Raw genomic sequence first — 16,520 nt, forward strand, 5'->3', positions numbered from 1 at the left:
CGGAACGAAGCGAATGTCCCCCGCCCCAGGCCGCCTGCGGCCCGGGGCGGGGAATTGCGGAGGGGCCGTCCAATGTCCTCGGACCGCGCACTGAACGCATCACAACCCATGGGAGCGCCCAATGACGACACGCACCACCCCCGAACTCATCCTGCACCGCGGCCTGTTCACCACGTTGAACCGCAGCCAGCCCACGGCCAGCGCCGTCGCCATCCAGAACGGCCGCTTCCTGAAGGTGGGGCAGGACCACGAGGTCATGCCACTCGCCGGGCCTGACACGAAGCTCATCGACCTGCGTGGCAGGCGCGTGCTGCCGGGCCTGATCGACAACCACCTGCACATCATCCGCGGCGGGCTGAACTTCAACCTCGAACTGCGCTGGGACGGCGTGAAGAGCCTGGCCGACGCCATGGCCATGCTCAAGCGCCAGGTCGACATCACACCCGCGCCGCAGTGGGTGCGCGTGGTGGGTGGCTTCACCGAGCACCAGTTCGCAGAGAAGCGCCTGCCCACACTGGACGAAATCAACGCGGTCGCCCCCGACACGCCCGTCTTCCTGCTGCACCTGTACGACCGCGCACTGCTCAACGGCGCCGCGCTGCGGGCCGTGGGCTACACGCGCGACACGCCCGCGCCGCCCGGTGGCGAGATCACGCGTGACGCGGCGGGCAACCCCACCGGCCTGCTGCTGGCCAAGCCCAACGCGTCCATCCTCTACGCCACGCTGGCCAAGGGCCCCAAGCTGCCGTACGAATATCAGCTGAACTCCACCCGCCACTTCATGCGCGAGCTGAACCGCCTGGGCGTGACGGGCGCCATCGACGCGGGCGGCGGGTTCCAGAACTACCCCGACGACTACGCCGTCATCGAGGAACTGGCCAAGGCCGACCAGCTCACGATCCGCCTGGCCTACAACCTGTTCACGCAAAAGCCCAAGCAGGAAAAGGCCGACTTCCTGAACTGGACCGCCACCTCGCAGTACAAGCAGGGCACGGACTGGTTCCGCCACAACGGCGCGGGCGAGATGCTGGTGTTCTCGGCGGCCGACTTCGAGGACTTCCGCCAGCCGCGGCCCGACATGGCGCCCGAGATGGAGGGCGATCTCGAAGAGGTCGTGCGCCTTCTCGCGCAGAACCGCTGGCCCTGGCGATTGCATGCCACCTACGACGAGACCATCACGCGCGCGCTCGACGTGTTCGAGAAGGTGAACCGGGACGTGCCGCTCGCCGGCCTGAACTGGTTCTTCGACCACTGCGAGACCATCTCCGAGCGCTCCATCGACCGCATCGCCGCACTGGGCGGCGGCATTGCCGTGCAGCACCGCATGGCCTACCAGGGCGAGTACTTCGTGGAGCGCTATGGCGCCGGCGCGGCCGAGGCCACGCCGCCCGTCAAGCGCATGCTGGACAAGGGCGTCAAGGTCTCGGCCGGCACCGACGCGACGCGTGTCGCCTCCTACAACCCCTGGGTGTCGCTGTCCTGGCTGGTCACGGGCAAGACGGTCGGCGGCCTGCAGCTGTACCCGCAGCGCAACTGCCTGGACCGCGAGGCCGCGCTGCGCATGTGGACCGAGAACGTCACCTGGTTCAGCAACGAGGAGGGCAAGAAGGGCCGCATCGAGGAAGGCCAGTTCGCCGACCTCGTGGTGCCCGACCGCGACTTCTTTGCCTGTGCCGAGTCCGAGATCGCCGACACCACGGCGCTGCTGACGGTGGTCGGTGGCAAGGTGGTCTACGCGGCCGGCGATTTCGCGGCGCACGACGCCGGCGCGCCGCCGCCGGCCATGCCGGACTGGTCGCCCGTGCGGCGCTTCGGCGGCTACGGCAACTGGGGCGAGCAGGGCGCGCCGCTGCAGGCCTCGCTGCGCCAGGCGGCTGCCGCCTGCGCCTGCGCGAACGACTGCAGCGTGCACGGCCACCAGCACGCCACGGCCTGGACCAGCAAGCTGCCGATCAGCGACCTCCAGGGTTTCTGGGGCGCGCTGGGCTGCGCATGCTGGGCGGTCTGATGGACGTGCTGCGCAGCGCCTTCGTGTCGCCCTGGGCGCACGGCCTGGCCTTGCTGCTGCTGTGCTCGGCCTACCTGCAGGGCGCGTTCGACAAGGCGCGCGACTTCCCCGGTGCCGTGGCCGAGATGCGGCAGTTCGGCCTGGCGCCCGCTGCGCCGCTGGCGGTGGCCACCATTGCGCTCGAGCTTGTCGCCTCGGTGATGGTGGTGACAGGCCGCTACCGCTGGCTCGGCGCGCTGGCGCTGGCCGGCTTCACGGTGCTGGCCAGCTTGCTGGCCGACCGCTTTTGGGCCTTGCCCGCCACACAGCGGCGGCCTGCGGCCAACGCCTTCTTCGAACACTGGGGCCTGGCGGGTGCATTCCTGCTCGTCGCCTGGCATGACCTGGACATCACACCATGAGCACCACCCCACCCACCTCCAGCAGCTTCGCGCCGTTGCGCCAACCCATCTTCGCCGTGCTGTGGGCCGCCACGGTGCTGGGCAACATCGGCAGCTTCATGCGCGATGTGGCCAGCTCGTGGATGGTGACCGAGCTGTCGGCCAGCCCCACGGCCGTGGCGCTGATCCAGACGGCGGCCACGCTGCCGATCTTCCTGCTGGCCATCCCCGCGGGCGTGCTGTCTGACATCCTGGACCGGCGGCGCTTCCTGATCGGCATCCAGGTCCTGCTGGCGCTCGTCAGCGGCGCCTTGCTGCTGCTGGCGCGCACGAACACGCTCACCGTCGAGTACCTCGTCGCGCTGACCTTCGTCGGCGGCATCGGCGCGGCGCTGATGGGGCCGACCTGGCAGTCCATCGTGCCCGAGCTCGTGCCGCGGAACGACCTGAAGAACGCGGTGGCGCTGAACTCGCTGGGCATCAACATCGCCCGTGCGCTCGGCCCGGCCATCGGCGGGCTGCTGCTGGCCAGCTTCGGCGCGGCGGCGGCCTATGGCGCCGACGTGCTGAGCTATGTGTTCGTGATCGCCGCGCTGCTGTGGTGGAAGCGGCCGCCGGCCGTGGACAGCGGCTTGTCTGAGCAGTTCTTCGGAGCCTTTCGCGCCGGCCTGCGCTATGCCAGGGCCAGCCACGAGCTGCACATCGTGCTGCTGCGCGCGGCCGTGTTCTTCCTGTTCGCCAGCGCCGTGTGGGCGCTGCTGCCGCTGGTGGCGCGCAACATGCTCGAGGGCACGGCCGGTTTCTATGGCGTGATGCTGGGTGCCGTCGGCGCTGGCGCCATCGGCGGCGCGCTGATCCTGCCGCGCCTGCGCCAGAAGCTGGACACCGATGGCCTGGTGCTGCTGGCCGCGCTGCTGGCCGCCGCCGTGATGGCGGCCCTGTCGCTGGCGCCACCCCAATGGGCCGCAGTGCTGCTGATGCTGGTGCTGGGCGTGGGCTGGATCATTGCGCTGACCACGCTGAACGGCGTGGCCCAGGCCGTGCTGCCCAACTGGGTGCGCGGGCGCGGCCTAGCCATCTACCTGATGGTGTTCAACGGCGCCATGGCCGGCGGCAGCCTGGCCTGGGGCTTGGTGGCGCAGCAGGTGGGCGTGCCCCTGGCACTGCTGATCGGCGGCGGCGGCCTGGTCGTCGTGGCCTTCGTATTCCACCGCGTGAAGCTGCCTACCGGCGAGGCCGACCTGCAGGCCTCCAACCACTGGCCCGAGCCCATGCTGACCGAGCCCGTGGCGCACGACCGCGGGCCCGTCATGGTGCAGATCGAGTACCGCATCCGCAAGGCCGACGTGCCCGCGTTCCTGCAGGCGTTGAAGGCCGTGGCGCAGGAGCGGCGCCGCGACGGCGCCTACGCCTGGGGCGTGGCCGAGCACACGGGCGAGCCCGAGCGGGTGATCGAGTGGTTCCTGGTCGAGTCCTGGGCCGAGCACCTGCGCCAGCACCACCGCGTGTCCAAGGCCGATGCCGACCTGCAGGGCGAGGCCCAGCGCTTCCACATCGGGCCGGGCAAGCCCGCCGTGCACCACTTCCTGGCGCTGGACCTGAAGGACGCCCGGCCGCCTGGCACCGCCGCGGCCCAACCCTGATCCCCGCACCCACCGATTCCTCAACCCGCAGAAAGCGCAACCCATGCCCACGATCACCACGCAAGACGGCACCGAGATCTTCTACAAGGACTGGGGCGACCAGGCTGCCCAGCCCATCGTGTTCTCGCACGGCTGGCCCCTGTCCAGCGACGACTGGGAGGGCCAGATGCTGTACTTCGTGCAGCAGGGCTACCGCGTCATCGCCCACGACCGGCGCGGCCACGGCCGCTCCAGCCAGACCTCGGTGGGCCACGACATGGACCATTACGCCGACGACCTGGCGGCGCTGACGCAACACCTGGACCTGCACAAGGCGGTGCACATCGGCCACTCCACCGGTGGCGGCGAGATCGCGCGCTACATCGGCCGGCACGGCACGCAGCGCGTGGCCAAGGCCGTGCTGATCAGTGCCGTGCCGCCCCTGATGGCGCAGTCGGCGGCCAACCCGAACGGCGTGCCGATGGCGGTGCTGGACGGCATCCGTGCGGCCGTGGCGTCCAACCGCGCCCAGTTCTTCAAGGACTTCCCGAGCCCGTTCTACGGCTTCAACCGCCCCGGTGCGCAGGCGTCCGAGGGCCTGGCGCTGAAGTGGTGGCTGCAGGGCATGGCGGGCTCTGCGTTGGCGCACTACGAGGGCGTGAAGGCCTTCTCCGAGACCGACTTCACCGAAGACCTGAAGAAGTTCGACGTGCCCACGCTCGTCATGCACGGCGATGACGACCAGGTCGTGCCGATCGCCATCTCCAGCGTTCTCACCGCCAAGCTGGTCCAGGGCGCCACGCTGAAGGTCTACCCCGGCTACCCGCACGGCATGTGCGCCACGAATGCCGATGTGATCAACCCGGACCTGCTGGCCTTCATCCAGGGCTGACACGCGGGCGGGGCCGTTGCACGGGCGTGCCGCCGCCCGGTGTTAAGGTGCCACTCCTGTTCAACCGGGAGCGCCCATGCTGGCTGTCACCGATTCGCTGGGCTGCGCCGCCGGCAAGCTGCACCACGACCAGGAGCTGGCCGGCCCGGGCTTGCGGCTGTACCGCAAGCGCACCACCGACGCAGCGCTGGGCCAGGTCACCACGCCCGCCAGCGACCGCGGCTACCTGGTCGGCGTGTCGCTGAACTCGGGCCACCGCCGGCGCATCTTTCACACGCACCACGCCACCGCGCACGACTTCGAGACCAGCGGCGTCTACGTGCGCAGCTTTGCCGATGACTACTGCGCCGACATGCTGGGCGCCTTCGACTTCGTGCTGCTGGAGGTCTCGCCCGCCTTCTTCGCGCGGGCAACAGACGAGCGCCTGGGCCGGCGCGTGACCGGGCTGGAATGCGTGACGGGCCTGCAGGACGCCGTTCTGGCCCACCTGGCGCGCGCGCTGCTGCCCGCGCTGGCGCGGCCGGCCGAGGCCAGCACGCTGTTCGTGGACCAGATGGCGACCGTGATCGGCACGCACCTGATCGAGCAATACGGCGGCGCCGCAGCCGGGTCGCCCGTCAAGCGTGCCGGCCTGTCGCACGTGCACGAGCGACGCGCCAAGGAACTGCTGCGCAGCCGCATGGACGGCGACATCTCCATCAGCGAAGTGGCCGACGCCTGCCATTTGTCGCGCAGCCACTTCATCCGGGCCTTTCGCGCCAGCACCGGCCAGACGCCGCACCAGTGGCTGCAGGCGCAGCGCGTGGAAATGGCGCGCGGGCTGCTGGCCGACGCCAGCCTTGCGCTGGCCGACATCGCCGCGGCCTGCGGCTTTGCCGACCAGAGCCACTTCACGCGTGTGTTCGCTCAGGCCGTGGGCATGCCGCCCGGCGCCTGGCGGCGCCAGCTCGCCGGCTGACAGGGGAGGGCGCGCCGCAGCGTGCCGGGCCGGCCTTTCTTACTTGGAAAGCGCATAAGCGGCGGCGTATTTGTTCGTTCTCTTTCGGTGCTGGCCTGCGCACACTCGTGCATCCCTCCCATGCACCTGGACCCCACCATGACATCCAACCCCTTCGACGACGCAGCGCCGGGCTGGCCACGCGCGCTGCGCCACCTGGCCTGGGCGCTGTTCGCCGTCTTTGCCATCGCCGTGACCGTGAACCTGCTGGCCCTGCCCGTGGCCCATGCCCAGGCACGGCCAGAGCTGCGCATCGGCGAGCAGCGCTGAACAAGGGTAGCAACGTGCACTGCCTGCTGGTCAGGCAGCTGGACAAGAACCGCCTGCAGTGCACCGACAGCCAGCCCGTCCACCTGGCACCGGCCGACGGCCGCGCCGCGTTCGATAGCAAGAACGTGGACGCCTGGGCGATCAGGGCCGTCTCGTTTTTTTCAACAGGGAGTACCCACATGACCATCCAAGCCATCAACGTCCGCAACCAGTTCCGCGGCAAGGTCAAAGAAATCATCCGCGGCGACGTCGTCTCCGAGGTCGATGTCCAGACGCCCTGGGGCATCGTCACGTCCGTCATCACCACGCGCTCGGTCGACGAGCTGGCACTCGTGCCGGGCTCGGACGTGGTGGCGCTGGTCAAGTCGACCGAGGTGTCGATCGCCAAGCTGTAGGGCGACCGTCCGCACCGCATGCGCCGGCGCTGAAGCTGCATGGCGCCCGGCGCCATGGCGGCCTGGGGCCGTTCGACCGGTGGTCGCGCAGGGCTCAGGCGGCCGCCCGTGCCGGGATGGGTGCCGCGCCCTGTGCCCAGGCCGCGCTGTGCCGCAATGCGTCCAGGTCGACCTGCGGCAGCCCTGCATGCACGGCGCGCTGCATCGCGTACGTCGACATGGCCGACGCCGCCACGGCGATGTTGCCGTCCAGGCGGGCCACGGAGCGCAGCGCGCGCTGCAGCGTGATGCCGATCTCGACCGCGCCGGCCCCGTAGCGGGCGATGGGCGCGAACACGTCCTCCACCATGCCGGCCTCGTGGATGCCCGGCACGGCGATGCGGTCGAACTGCGGCGCTTGAGCGTCCTCGCCGCGCTGGCCCATGGCCGTCGTCCAGTACGACAACACCTTCACGGCGGTGGCCATCACGTCGAACGAGGTGCCAGGATCGTTCACGGCGGCCGACAGCGAGCGGGCCGCGATCTCGCCCATCACGACCAGGCCGAAGCGCGGATCGTGGTCGAACGTGCGGGCCGGCCCGATCGACACGGCATCGCACAGCGCTGCACTCGCCTGTGCGTCCACGGGCCCGTCGGCAGACAGGATGGGCGTGCCTGGCTCGACGAAGTGGCCGGGCAGCACGTGCAGGTGCAGCCGCAGGCCCAGCTTCTCCGCCTGCGCCTGGAGCAGGTCCATCGAAACGTGCAGCACGAAGCCCGTCGTCGGCGCCATGAGCGGGTGGGCGCCTCTGTCGCCTGCACGCTGTGGTACGCCGCCGAGGTAGGGCTTGTCGATGCGCTGGTCCATGGCTTTGCGCGTGGCGGCTTCCACGCGCCGGATCGTTTCGCCCAGCCGCCCGAGCACCGACAGGTAGTCGATCCAGCGCAGCAGCACGATCACGACCAGCACCAGCACGATCAGCGTGAAGCCGAACAGCACCAGCCGGCCGCCGTCGCCATACACATGGGCATGCAGCCCCACCAGGGCGATGATGCTGTAGACGAAGGCGCCGATGAACGCCGCCAGCGTGTTCTGGATCGTCGAATCTTCGATCAGCAGTTGCGAGGCCCTGGGCGTCGCGCTGCTGGCGACGGCGCCGAACGACGACACCATGGTGCTTGCCGAGAAGATGGCAACGGTCAGCATGCTGGACGCCAGGATGTTGAGCAGGCTGCCGATGGCGTCGGAGCCGAGCTTGAGTGCCACATCCTCGTCGATGTAAGGCCCCAGCAGCGTCGCCAGCACGACGGCAATGACCGCGAACAGCGCGAAGAAGGTGCAGCGCAGCCAGGTCTTGCGCAGGGTGCGCTGCAGCAGAAAGATCAGCTTTTCGGACATGCGACCGAGCTTAGGCAGTGCACGCCCGCCCTGGCCCGGGGTGCTGTGTAGGCGCGCACGACGATGTGGTGTCGGCGCCGTCGCGCGCATGCGCCGGTTTTTCGACTGGGCGCATGGCGGCCCGGCCTTGAGCGCACCAGGATGGGCGCCTGCAGCGCGCCATCACGGCGCCGCAATTCCCCGAATCGGCGTCCGGCATTTGTCGTTTGCGCAGCGTGCAGCCCCATGATCGCGCCCCTCTCTCTGCTCGAAAGCATCTCCATGGAAAGTCTGCAGGCCCTGTTCACGGACCCAGCCGCCTGGGCCGCCTTGTTCGCCCTCGTCGTCATGGAGGTCGTGCTCGGCATCGACAACCTGATCTTCATCTCCATCCTGTCGAACAAGCTGCCCGAGTCGCAACGCGCCAAGGCGCGCCGCCTGGGCATCGCGCTGGCGCTGGTGATGCGGCTGGCCCTGCTGTCCATGATCGCGTGGATCGTGGGGCTCACGGCGCCGGTGTTCGACCTGGGCTGGGCCGGGCCCATCGGCGCCAATGGCCAGCCCAGCTTCGAGACCCAGTTCTCGTGGAAGGACCTGATCCTGATCGCCGGTGGCCTGTTCCTGATCTGGAAGGCGACCAAGGAAATCCACCACGCCGTGGACCCGGCGCCCACGGGCAGCGTGTTCGAAAAGGCCGGCCCGGTGGTGGTCTCGTTTTCGGCCGTGATCGTGCAGATCATCCTGCTCGACATGGTGTTCTCGATCGACTCCATCCTCACGGCTGTGGGCATGACGGACAACCTGGCCGTCATGGTTATCGCCGTGTTGGTGGCCGTCACGGTGATGCTGCTGGCCGCTGAGCCTTTGGCCAACTTCATCAACAAGAACCCCACGGTGGTGATGCTGGCGCTCGGCTTCCTGCTCATGATCGGCGCGGTGCTGATCGCCGACGGCTTCGGCGTGCATGTGCCCAAGGGCTACATCTACGCGGCCATGGCGTTCTCCACGCTGGTGGAGGGGCTCAACATGCTGTCGCGCAGGTCCAGGCAGCGCAGCGCCGAGCGTGCTTCGTAGGCAGGGCGACGACCCTGGTGTGTCGGTGGCCAGGTTCGTTCCGCAGGCCGCGCAACCTGCTCGACCGCCGGGGCCGGTGCAGGCGCACTGCATGCCGGCGCCACGTCCGACACGCGACAGGCCCGGCAGGTTCACCATCCATGGTCAGGGGTGCCGAAGTGGCGTCCCCACCTCAAGGAGATGACATGAGCACCTGGCACAGTTGGGCCCTACCGGTCTGGATTCTCGGCGCGCCGTTTCTGCTGATCCTGTTGGAGGCCATGCGGGCCAAGGCCGGCAGACACTAGGAGCAGGCGGTGCTGGATCGCCCTGGGCTCCCGGCGCTTGCGCCTCGTCGTTTATTTTGACCGCCTGCATGAGCACCGATTCCAAATGGCTCGATCGCACCCGCGCGCAGTGGCAGTGGCGCGGCACACAGCGGCCCCCCTTCGCCGACGTGCCTGCGGCAGGGCAGGTGTCGGTATGGGACTTCCCCAGGCCGCCGGAGCTGGTGCGTGAACCTCGCGAGATCGTGGTGCTGTGGGGCGATCTCGAAATTGCGCGCACACGTGCCGCCTGGGCCGTCCGCGAAACGGCCCACCCTCCCACGTTCTACCTGCCGCTGGCCGATGTGCGGCCTGGACTGCTGGAGCCCGCTGGCGGCGGCTCGTTCTGTGAGTGGAAGGGGCCGGCGCGCTATTGGAATCTGGTGGACGACGCGCGCCGCCTGGACCAGGTCGCCTGGAGCTACCCCCATCCCCTGGCTGGTGCCGAGCCGCTCGCCGACTGCGTGGCCTTCTATGCCCACCATCTCGACTGCCGCGTCGGCGGATCCCAGGCCCGTCCACAGGCTGGCCCCTTCTATGGGGGGTGGATCACGCCTGACCTGGCCGGCCCCTTCAAGGGCGGGCCGGGCAGCACAGGCTGGTAGCGGCTGCGTCAGCCGCTGTCTGCTGCAGCCGCCCGCTACGGCGTGGCCCAGAACCCCGCATTGCCCAGCATCGCCAGCAGCCGCACCCGCGCGTTGCGCCAGGCCGCCAGCGCCGTCACCTGTTCCTGCCGTGCCATGGCCGCCTCGCGCTGGGCGGCCAGCCATTCGGTGATGTCGATGGCACCGGCCAGGTGGCGCGCGCGGGCGGCGGCGAACGCTTCCTGCGTGCCCTGGACCAGCTCACCGCTGGCGGCAACGGCCGTGGTCTCGGCCTGCACCGTCTGGTAGGCGCGCCAGACCTCGAAGGCGATGCGCGATTCCGCCGCCGCGGCGTCGGCCTCGCGTGCCCGCAGGCCGGCCAGCTGCTCGTGGATGCGGTAGCTGCGGCCGAAGCCGTCGAACAGCGGGATGGACAGCGTCACGGCCACCAGTTGCTCGCGGCTTTGCGAGCTGGTCAGTGCCGTGTTGGGCCGGCCGTTGCGGTAGTTGCCGTAGGACAGGCTCAGGCTGGGCCAGCGCTCGGCGCTGGCACCGTCCACCCGGGCCTGGGCGGCTGCGATCTGGGCGCGTGCGGCACGCAGGGCCGGGTGGCTGGCCAGGGCCTGGCCCACCAGCGTGTCCAGTTCCTGTGCGGGGGCGGCGGTCGACGCGGGCACCGGCACTGCGCCGTCGTCGGCCTCGAACGACAGCACCAGCGGCCGGCGGACGTCCAGGCCCAGCGCACGCGCCAGCGCGGCGCGGGCGATGTGCTCGTTGCTGCGCGCGCGGGCCGTGGCCAGCTGGGCCTGCGCCAGGGCGTTGCGTGCCCGCATGGCGTCCAGCGAGATGGCGCTGCCCGCGGCCACGCGCACTTCGGCCGCCTTCAGGATCTCGGCCGCCGTGCCGCCGGCCACCTCCGTGGCGGCCAGGGCGCCGGCAGCGGTCTGCGCGTCGTACCAGGCCTGCGCCACTTCGGCGACCGTGTCCAGCAGGGCGGCGTCGCGGCTGCCCAGCGCGGCCTGCAGGTTTTGCTCGGCCTGCGTGATCGACGCGCGGCGCGCGCCGAAGTCGAACAGCAGCCAGTTCATCGTGAGGTTCAAGCCGTTGGCCTGCACGGTCGTGGCCGGCGTGTTGCCCGTGTCCTGGTGGTCGCGCGTGCGCGATGCCGCCATGTTCAGGTTGGGCAGCAGGCCGGCGCGCGCCTGACCGAGCTGGGCGCCCTGGGCGGCGACACCGGCCCAGGCCGTGCGGGCGCGCGGGCTGGTGCACAGCGCGAGCGAGACGGCGCGTTCCAGGGTCAGCGGCTGCGCGGCTGTGCCCGCCGGCGCATTGGCCTGCACGGCGCACGCGGCACTGGCGGGGTCGGCGCTGGCGGCCAGGGAGTCCGCGGGCGCGGCCAGCCGCATCACGCCCCAGGGGTCCAGCGGCTGCTGCGCATGGGCCGGCGCCAGCAGCCCGGCCAGCGCCAGGGCCTGCACCAGCGGCAGCGCGGCGCGGTGCAGCCGGCCCGTGCGGCGACCAGGGGCGGGCAGTCTCATGGTGCCGGCCTCCCGCTGGCCGGCGTGTCGAATTCCAGCTTGCAGCGGATGCCCGCGGGCAACTGCGATTGCGCGTTCAGCATGTCGAGCTGCACACCGAAAGTGCCGCTGGCCGCGTCGAACAGGCTGTCCACCTGCGTGATGCGCGCACGGTAGCGCCCGCCCAGCGTCTCGGGCATGACGGTGGCGCCGCCGGCCACGCGCACGCGGCCCCACATGGCCAGCGGCAGCACCGCCTCCACGCGCAGCGGGTCGATGCGGGCCAGCTTCAGGATGGGCTGGCGCGTGGGGCCGCCATCGGCCTGCTCGCCCGGGTTGCCGCGGCGCTCGGCCACCACGCCGTCGAACGGGCTGCGCAGCGTGCGCCGGGCCAGCAGGTCGCGCGCCTGCGCCGATTCGCGCCTGGCCAGCTCCTGCGCCTCCAGCGCTTCGCGCAGCTCGGAGGCGGCCAGCTTGTTCTCGGCGTCGGCCTCCTCCAGCTCCTTGGCGGGCGCGTAGTTCTGCCGGTGGAGGTCGTTGATGCGCGCCAGCTTCTTGCCGGCGAAATCGATGCGGTTGCGCGCGGTCTCGATGCGGCCCTGCATCGTGGCCCGAAACGCTGCGGCGTCGGCGGCCGATTGCTCGGCGCTGGCCTCCAGCTGCACCAGCGCCTGGCCGGCACGCACCTTGTCGCCGCGGCGCACCAGCACGGCGGCGATGCGGCCATCGCTGGGGCCGCGCAGCTCCACCGTCTGGTAGACGTCGATCACGCACTCGAAGGCATCGGGCACGCTGGCCGGCGCGCCAGCCGGTGCCCTGGCAGGCGCGGGCACCTGGGCGATGCCATGCAGCGGCGCCAGCAGCACCAGCGCGGCGGCGGTCGCCCGTGCCGCGAACTTCTTCTTCATTCACCACTCCCCGAGAAGGCCAGCGTGCGGCGCAGCCGGCGGTCCTGTTCCAAGGTGCGCGCGCGGGCCTGCGCGTCGTGCGCTTCGGCCTGGTGCTGCGCCCATGCGCGCAAGGCGCCATGGCACCAGCGTGGCGCCGCCCCGGCCTGCGCCAGCCAGCCGGCCAGGCGCGGGGTGCACACGCTGAACAATTCGTCGTCCAGCGCCACCACAGCCTGGGCGCTGCCCGGGTCGTGCTGGCGCGCACAGCGGCCGATGAGCTGGCGGTCCACGCGGGCCGAGCCGTGGTATTCGGTCAGCACCACGTGCAGGCCGCCCCGCGCGGCCACGCCCGCGCCCAGGCGGATGTCCGTGCCGCGCCCGGCCATGTTGGTGGCCACCGTCACGCGGCCCGGGTCGCCCGCGCCGGCGATGAGCGCGGCCTCGGCCTGGTCCTGGCGCGCATTGAGCAGCGCGTGCGCGATGCCGTGCGCGGTGAGCGCGGCGCTGAGCGCCTCGGACGCGCCGACCGAGCGCGTGCCGATCAGCACCGGCCGGCCCTGGCCGAGCGCCTCGCGGCGCACGATGGCCACCACGGCCTGCCACTTCTCGGCCTGCGTGGCCACGAAGGTCGGCGCCAGCAGCAGGCGCCGCGACGGCCGGTGCAGCGGCACGCGCACCACCTCCAGGCCGTAGACACGGCGGATCTCGGGCGCCACCTCGGCGGCCGTACCGCTCATGCCCGACAGCCGCATGTAGCGCGGCAGCAGCCGCTGGTAGGTGATGCGCGCCAGCGTCTCGCGCGGGTCGGTCAGCGGCACGCCTTCCTTGGCCTCGATGAACTGGTGCAGCCCGCGTTCCCATGAGCGGTCGGGCATGGCGCGCCCGGTGGACTCGTCGACGATGACGACGGCTTGCCGGCCGTCCTCGCCCGGGCCCAGCAGGTAGTGCCGGTCGCGCTGGAACAGTGTGAGCGCGCTGAGCGCCTGTTCCAGCTTCTCCTCGCGCGCGCGCAGCGAGCTCCACCAGCCGTCGCGGCCCTGGGCATGCGCGTCCAGCTGCGCGCGGCCGGCGTCGGTCAGCCGCGCCGTGCGGGCGAAGTGGTCCACGGTGTAGTGCAGGCCGCCCTGCAGGCTGCGCGCCAGCGCCAGCATGTCCAGGCACTGGCGCGTCTGGTCGGGGGCCTGCACCGTGGCCGACAGGATCAGCGGCGTGCGCGCCTCGTCGATGCACACGCTGTCGGCCTCGTCGACGATGGCGAACGCCAGACCGCGCAGCACCACGACCTGCGACGGGTCGGCCGGCGCGGCGCCTGCGTCGTGGCGCAGATGGTCCCAGGCCACATGCAGCGCGCTGGAGCGCCCGCGCGGCGCCACGCGGTCACGCAGGTAGTCGAAGGCCAGCTCCTTGTTGCTGCAGTAGGTGATGTCGCTGCCGTAGGCCACGCGCCGCGCCGGGCGGTCCATGCCGTGCTGCACCACGCCCAGCGACAGGCCCAGGAAGCGGTACAGCGGCGCCATCTCGTGCGCGTCGCGCTCGGCCAGGTAGTCGTTGACGGTGATCACGTGCACCGGGTGGCCGGCCAGCGCTATGGTGGCCGCCGCCAGCGTGGCGGCGAAGGTCTTGCCCTCACCGGTGGCCATCTCCACGAGGTGGCCCTGCACCAGGCCCATGCCGGCCATCAGCTGGCAGGGGTGGTGCCGCATGCCGAGCACGCGCGCCGAGGCCTCGCGCACGAGGGCGAAGCTCTCGGCGATGCGCGCGTCGCCGCCGCGTCCGTCCACCCCATGCGCGCGCAGCGCGGCGCGCAGGGCCCGCACGCGCGCCTGCAGGGCCGCATCGTCCAGCGCACGCAGCGCCGCGTCGTGCCGCTCGACCAGGGGCACGATGGCCGCCATGCGCCGCCGCTGCCAGCCCAGCCGGCGGGCGAGCCAGCCCACGCTGTGCGCGCCCAGCCAGTGCGCCGTGCGGTCCAGCCAGTTCGGCTGCGGCTCGGCGCGCTCCAGGTAGGGGCGGTTGGCCGCGGTGTCCGCGCCGGGGTCGAGGGCCATGCTGCCGCGCAGGGAGTTCATGGCCTCACCACTGGAAATGCGACAGCAGCAGCCGACGGCCCGCGCGCAACCACTGCCAGCCCATGGGCTCCATGGGGTGGGAGAAGCGCACGTAGACGCGCTCGCCGAACCAGGGCGCGGCCTGCGGCAGGGCCACGTCGAACTGGAAGGTGCGCTCCAGGGTGCGGCTGCCGTGCGGGTCGCGCGGGTCGGTGGCCAGGCGCCCGCCGCCCTCGATCGCCAGCGCGGCGCTGGGCAGGTAGGCCTCGGCCTGCGGCACCTCGCGCAGGATGCGGCTCGCGCCCACGTCGGCCGGCCGGTGCGCCAGCCGCACCTGCACCGCCTCGGTGGCGCGGCGCACCTGGTCCACCGCTTCCTGCGGCACGACCACGCGCGCGATCGGTGGCGTGCTGCCCAGTACATAGCCGAACAGCTCGCCGGTGCGCACCCAGCGCTCGGGCCAGTCGGCCGCGTTGGCCAGCACGAAGCGGCCGTCGACTTGGGCGCGCACCTGCAGCTCGGCATGGCGCTGCTCCAGCAGGCGCAGCGCGCCGCGCTCGTGCTCCAGCTGTTCGCGCAGCGCCCCGGCAGCCGCCGGCTCGCGCCAGCGCGCCTCCCAGCCCGCGCGCAGCTCGTCGACGCGGGCGCGGCTTTGCGCCAGCTGCGCCGCCAGCGTGGGGTCGCGCATCTCCACCAGCAGGTCGCCCGCGCGCACCGGCCCGCCGGCGGGCGCCACCACGCGCGCCACCAGGCCGTCCTTGGCGGCGCGCACGCGGGCCTCGTCGGGTAGCCACACCACGCCCTCGGCCATGCTGCGCGAGGGCGCCGGCAGCACGAACAGCAGCGCCGCCACGCCGGCCAGGGCCGCTGCGGTCACGCCCCAGGCGCGCCGCCGGTGGCCGGCCAGCGCGGGGCTGGCCAGGTAGGCGAACGACTTGCCCAGCGGCAGCAGCACCATGGACACCAGCGACCACACGGCGAGCACGACGCCGATGAAGAAGAACTGCCCGGCCACGAACAGCGCGATGCCCACGGCCACGAGCACGCGGTACAGACTGGAGGCCAGGCCGTAGAACAGGAACCAGGCCTGCTCGCTGCGCGTGGCGCGCGGCGCCTCGGCGTCCTGCATGCCGAAGGCATGGCGGCGCAGCAGCCAGCCCCACCAGCGCGTGGAGCGCTGCGCCAGGTTGGGCATGCCGATCAGGTCGATCAGGATGTAGTAGGCGTCGTAGCGCAGCAGCGGGTTGCCGTTGAAGATGAGCGTGGACACGCTGGCCACCACCATGACGTTGAACAGCAGCGCGCGCACCAGGCCGGGCTCCACCACCAGCCACAGGTAGAACGCCGCCGCGGCCAGCGCCAGCTCGACCAGCATGCCGGCCGCGCCGACCAGCGCACGTTCGACGCGCGAGGTGAACACGATGGACGCGCTGGCCTCCACGTAGGGCACGGGGATCAGCACCAGCAGCAGCACGCCCATGTCGTGCACCTCGCCGCCGCCGCGCTTGACGGCGAACGCATGGCCCAGCTCGTGCAGCACCTTGATGACCGGGAACACCAGCCACAGCAGCAGCAGGTTGTCCGTGCCCAGCACGCGGTCGGAGAAATTGTTCGACAGGTCCGACCAGTTCGGCGCCACCAGCAGAAGCGCCGGCAGCACCAGCGCCAGCCAGGCCAGCGCACCCCACGGCCCCCAGACCACGCGGATCAGCGGGGCGATGCGGTCCAGCCAGGCGTCCGGGTCCCACAGCGGGATGCGGATGGCCAGCGGGTTGGTCCAGGCGCGGCGGCGCTTGCTGCGCGTGTGCTTCTCGCCGCGCTCGAAGATCTCCACCGTGTCGGGCTGCACGTCGGACTGCAGCAGGTCGGCCGCATGCAGCTGGCCCAGCAGGCCGACCACCTCGCCCTGGGTCGGCGCGGCATCGCCGAGCTGGCTGTTCACGCGTTCCCACAGCTGCTGCACGGTGCGCCGGCCGTCCATGGCGGCGATGAAGCGGTGGGCCGGCCGGGCGAAGCGGTGCGTGCGGTTGGAGACCGGGTCGCGCAGCAAATACCAGACCTGGCCGCGGTAGACATGGCGGTGCGTGCGCGCGTGGGCGCGCAGCGCGGGCCGCAGCCCGGCCACGCGGTACCAGTCGTCGGACAGGGTGGGGCGCTGGCTCACGGTCGTTCCTGCGGCTG

Annotated in this window: 14 protein-coding genes; 9 read left to right on the plus strand and 5 right to left on the minus strand. The window is 71.5% G+C overall.

From position 1 onward, the window contains the following. Positions 1-121: 121 nt before the first annotated feature. The 7 genes from ASF43_RS01815 (at position 122) to ASF43_RS01845 (ending at position 6,564) form a co-directional block, all read left to right on the plus strand. The gene (locus ASF43_RS01815; RefSeq protein WP_056175839.1) at positions 122-2,008 is read left to right on the plus strand and encodes an amidohydrolase; all 1,887 of its coding nucleotides are present in this window, start codon (positions 122-124) and stop codon (positions 2,006-2,008) included. Beyond that, positions 1,993-2,409, plus strand: coding sequence for a DoxX family protein (locus ASF43_RS01820; RefSeq protein ID WP_235578093.1), 417 nt, complete (start codon positions 1,993-1,995; stop codon positions 2,407-2,409). Before ASF43_RS01815 ends, ASF43_RS01820 begins: the two co-directional genes overlap by 16 nt. Beyond that, the gene (locus ASF43_RS01825) at positions 2,406-4,031 is read left to right on the plus strand and encodes an MFS transporter (RefSeq protein ID WP_056175843.1); all 1,626 of its coding nucleotides are present in this window, start codon (positions 2,406-2,408) and stop codon (positions 4,029-4,031) included. Before ASF43_RS01820 ends, ASF43_RS01825 begins: the two co-directional genes overlap by 4 nt. Positions 4,032-4,074: 43 nt before the next feature. Beyond that, positions 4,075-4,902, plus strand: a complete 828-nt coding sequence (locus tag ASF43_RS01830; protein WP_056175845.1) for an alpha/beta fold hydrolase — start codon at positions 4,075-4,077, stop codon at positions 4,900-4,902. Positions 4,903-4,978: 76 nt separating this feature from the next. Then, complete coding sequence (locus ASF43_RS01835) at positions 4,979-5,860, plus strand: AraC family transcriptional regulator (protein ID WP_056175848.1); 882 nt, start codon at positions 4,979-4,981, stop codon at positions 5,858-5,860. Between the two features lie 138 nt (positions 5,861-5,998). Next, positions 5,999-6,169, plus strand: a complete 171-nt coding sequence (locus ASF43_RS01840) for a hypothetical protein (protein ID WP_156373091.1) — start codon at positions 5,999-6,001, stop codon at positions 6,167-6,169. 179 nt (positions 6,170-6,348) lie between these two features. Then, on the plus strand, positions 6,349-6,564 hold the full coding sequence (locus tag ASF43_RS01845; RefSeq protein ID WP_056177994.1) for a molybdopterin-binding protein: 216 nt from the start codon (positions 6,349-6,351) through the stop codon (positions 6,562-6,564). 94 nt (positions 6,565-6,658) lie between these two features. Here the strand turns inward: ASF43_RS01845 and ASF43_RS01850 are convergent, their stop codons facing one another. Continuing rightward, positions 6,659-7,942 (minus strand): DUF2254 domain-containing protein, encoded by a 1,284-nt coding sequence (locus ASF43_RS01850; protein ID WP_056175853.1) that lies wholly within the window; start codon positions 7,940-7,942, stop codon positions 6,659-6,661. Between the two features lie 261 nt (positions 7,943-8,203). On the opposite strand from ASF43_RS01850, the gene ASF43_RS01855 reads away from it, so the two are divergent. Together ASF43_RS01855 and ASF43_RS01860 are read left to right on the plus strand one after the other, a co-directional pair. Next, entirely contained in the window at positions 8,204-8,995 is a 792-nt protein-coding gene (locus tag ASF43_RS01855; RefSeq protein ID WP_056177996.1) for a TerC family protein, read from the plus strand. A 355-nt stretch (positions 8,996-9,350) separates the two neighbouring features. Further along, positions 9,351-9,905: a DUF427 domain-containing protein gene (locus ASF43_RS01860; protein WP_082497538.1), complete on the plus strand. Its 555-nt coding sequence runs from the start codon at positions 9,351-9,353 to the stop codon at positions 9,903-9,905. 35 nt (positions 9,906-9,940) lie between these two features. Here the strand turns inward: ASF43_RS01860 and ASF43_RS01865 are convergent, their stop codons facing one another. Genes ASF43_RS01865 through ASF43_RS01880 form a run of 4 tightly spaced genes read right to left on the minus strand, consistent with a single transcriptional unit; the run spans position 9,941 to position 16,503 of the window. Further along, complete coding sequence (locus ASF43_RS01865) at positions 9,941-11,422, minus strand: TolC family protein (RefSeq protein WP_056175856.1); 1,482 nt, start codon at positions 11,420-11,422, stop codon at positions 9,941-9,943. After that, positions 11,419-12,309, minus strand: a complete 891-nt coding sequence (locus ASF43_RS01870; RefSeq protein WP_056175859.1) for an efflux RND transporter periplasmic adaptor subunit — start codon at positions 12,307-12,309, stop codon at positions 11,419-11,421. Before ASF43_RS01870 ends, ASF43_RS01865 begins: the two co-directional genes overlap by 4 nt. After that, positions 12,306-14,360: a hypothetical protein gene (locus tag ASF43_RS01875; RefSeq protein ID WP_082497539.1), complete on the minus strand. Its 2,055-nt coding sequence runs from the start codon at positions 14,358-14,360 to the stop codon at positions 12,306-12,308. The genes ASF43_RS01870 and ASF43_RS01875 overlap by 4 nt, the downstream gene beginning before the upstream one ends. Positions 14,361-14,364: 4 nt before the next feature. After that, a complete protein-coding gene (locus ASF43_RS01880; RefSeq protein ID WP_056175865.1) occupies positions 14,365-16,503 on the minus strand; it encodes a hypothetical protein in 2,139 nt (712 codons plus the stop codon). Positions 16,504-16,520 lie beyond the last annotated feature (17 nt).

The sequence above is a fragment of the Pseudorhodoferax sp. Leaf267 genome (assembly GCF_001422405.1).
Classification (GTDB): Bacteria; Pseudomonadota; Gammaproteobacteria; order Burkholderiales; family Burkholderiaceae_C; genus Pseudorhodoferax.

Coding starts and splice junctions, on each gene's coding strand:
- ASF43_RS01815 (WP_056175839.1), top strand. CDS start 122: ATGACGACACGCACCACCCCCGAACTCATCCTGCACCGCGGCCTGTTC.
- ASF43_RS01820 (WP_235578093.1), top strand. CDS start 1,993: ATGCTGGGCGGTCTGATGGACGTGCTGCGCAGCGCCTTCGTGTCGCCC.
- ASF43_RS01825 (WP_056175843.1), top strand. CDS start 2,406: ATGAGCACCACCCCACCCACCTCCAGCAGCTTCGCGCCGTTGCGCCAA.
- ASF43_RS01830 (WP_056175845.1), top strand. CDS start 4,075: ATGCCCACGATCACCACGCAAGACGGCACCGAGATCTTCTACAAGGAC.
- ASF43_RS01835 (WP_056175848.1), top strand. CDS start 4,979: ATGCTGGCTGTCACCGATTCGCTGGGCTGCGCCGCCGGCAAGCTGCAC.
- ASF43_RS01840 (WP_156373091.1), top strand. CDS start 5,999: ATGACATCCAACCCCTTCGACGACGCAGCGCCGGGCTGGCCACGCGCG.
- ASF43_RS01845 (WP_056177994.1), top strand. CDS start 6,349: ATGACCATCCAAGCCATCAACGTCCGCAACCAGTTCCGCGGCAAGGTC.
- ASF43_RS01850 (WP_056175853.1), bottom strand. CDS start 7,942: ATGTCCGAAAAGCTGATCTTTCTGCTGCAGCGCACCCTGCGCAAGACC.
- ASF43_RS01855 (WP_056177996.1), top strand. CDS start 8,204: ATGGAAAGTCTGCAGGCCCTGTTCACGGACCCAGCCGCCTGGGCCGCC.
- ASF43_RS01860 (WP_082497538.1), top strand. CDS start 9,351: ATGAGCACCGATTCCAAATGGCTCGATCGCACCCGCGCGCAGTGGCAG.
- ASF43_RS01865 (WP_056175856.1), bottom strand. CDS start 11,422: ATGAGACTGCCCGCCCCTGGTCGCCGCACGGGCCGGCTGCACCGCGCC.
- ASF43_RS01870 (WP_056175859.1), bottom strand. CDS start 12,309: ATGAAGAAGAAGTTCGCGGCACGGGCGACCGCCGCCGCGCTGGTGCTG.
- ASF43_RS01875 (WP_082497539.1), bottom strand. CDS start 14,360: ATGAACTCCCTGCGCGGCAGCATGGCCCTCGACCCCGGCGCGGACACC.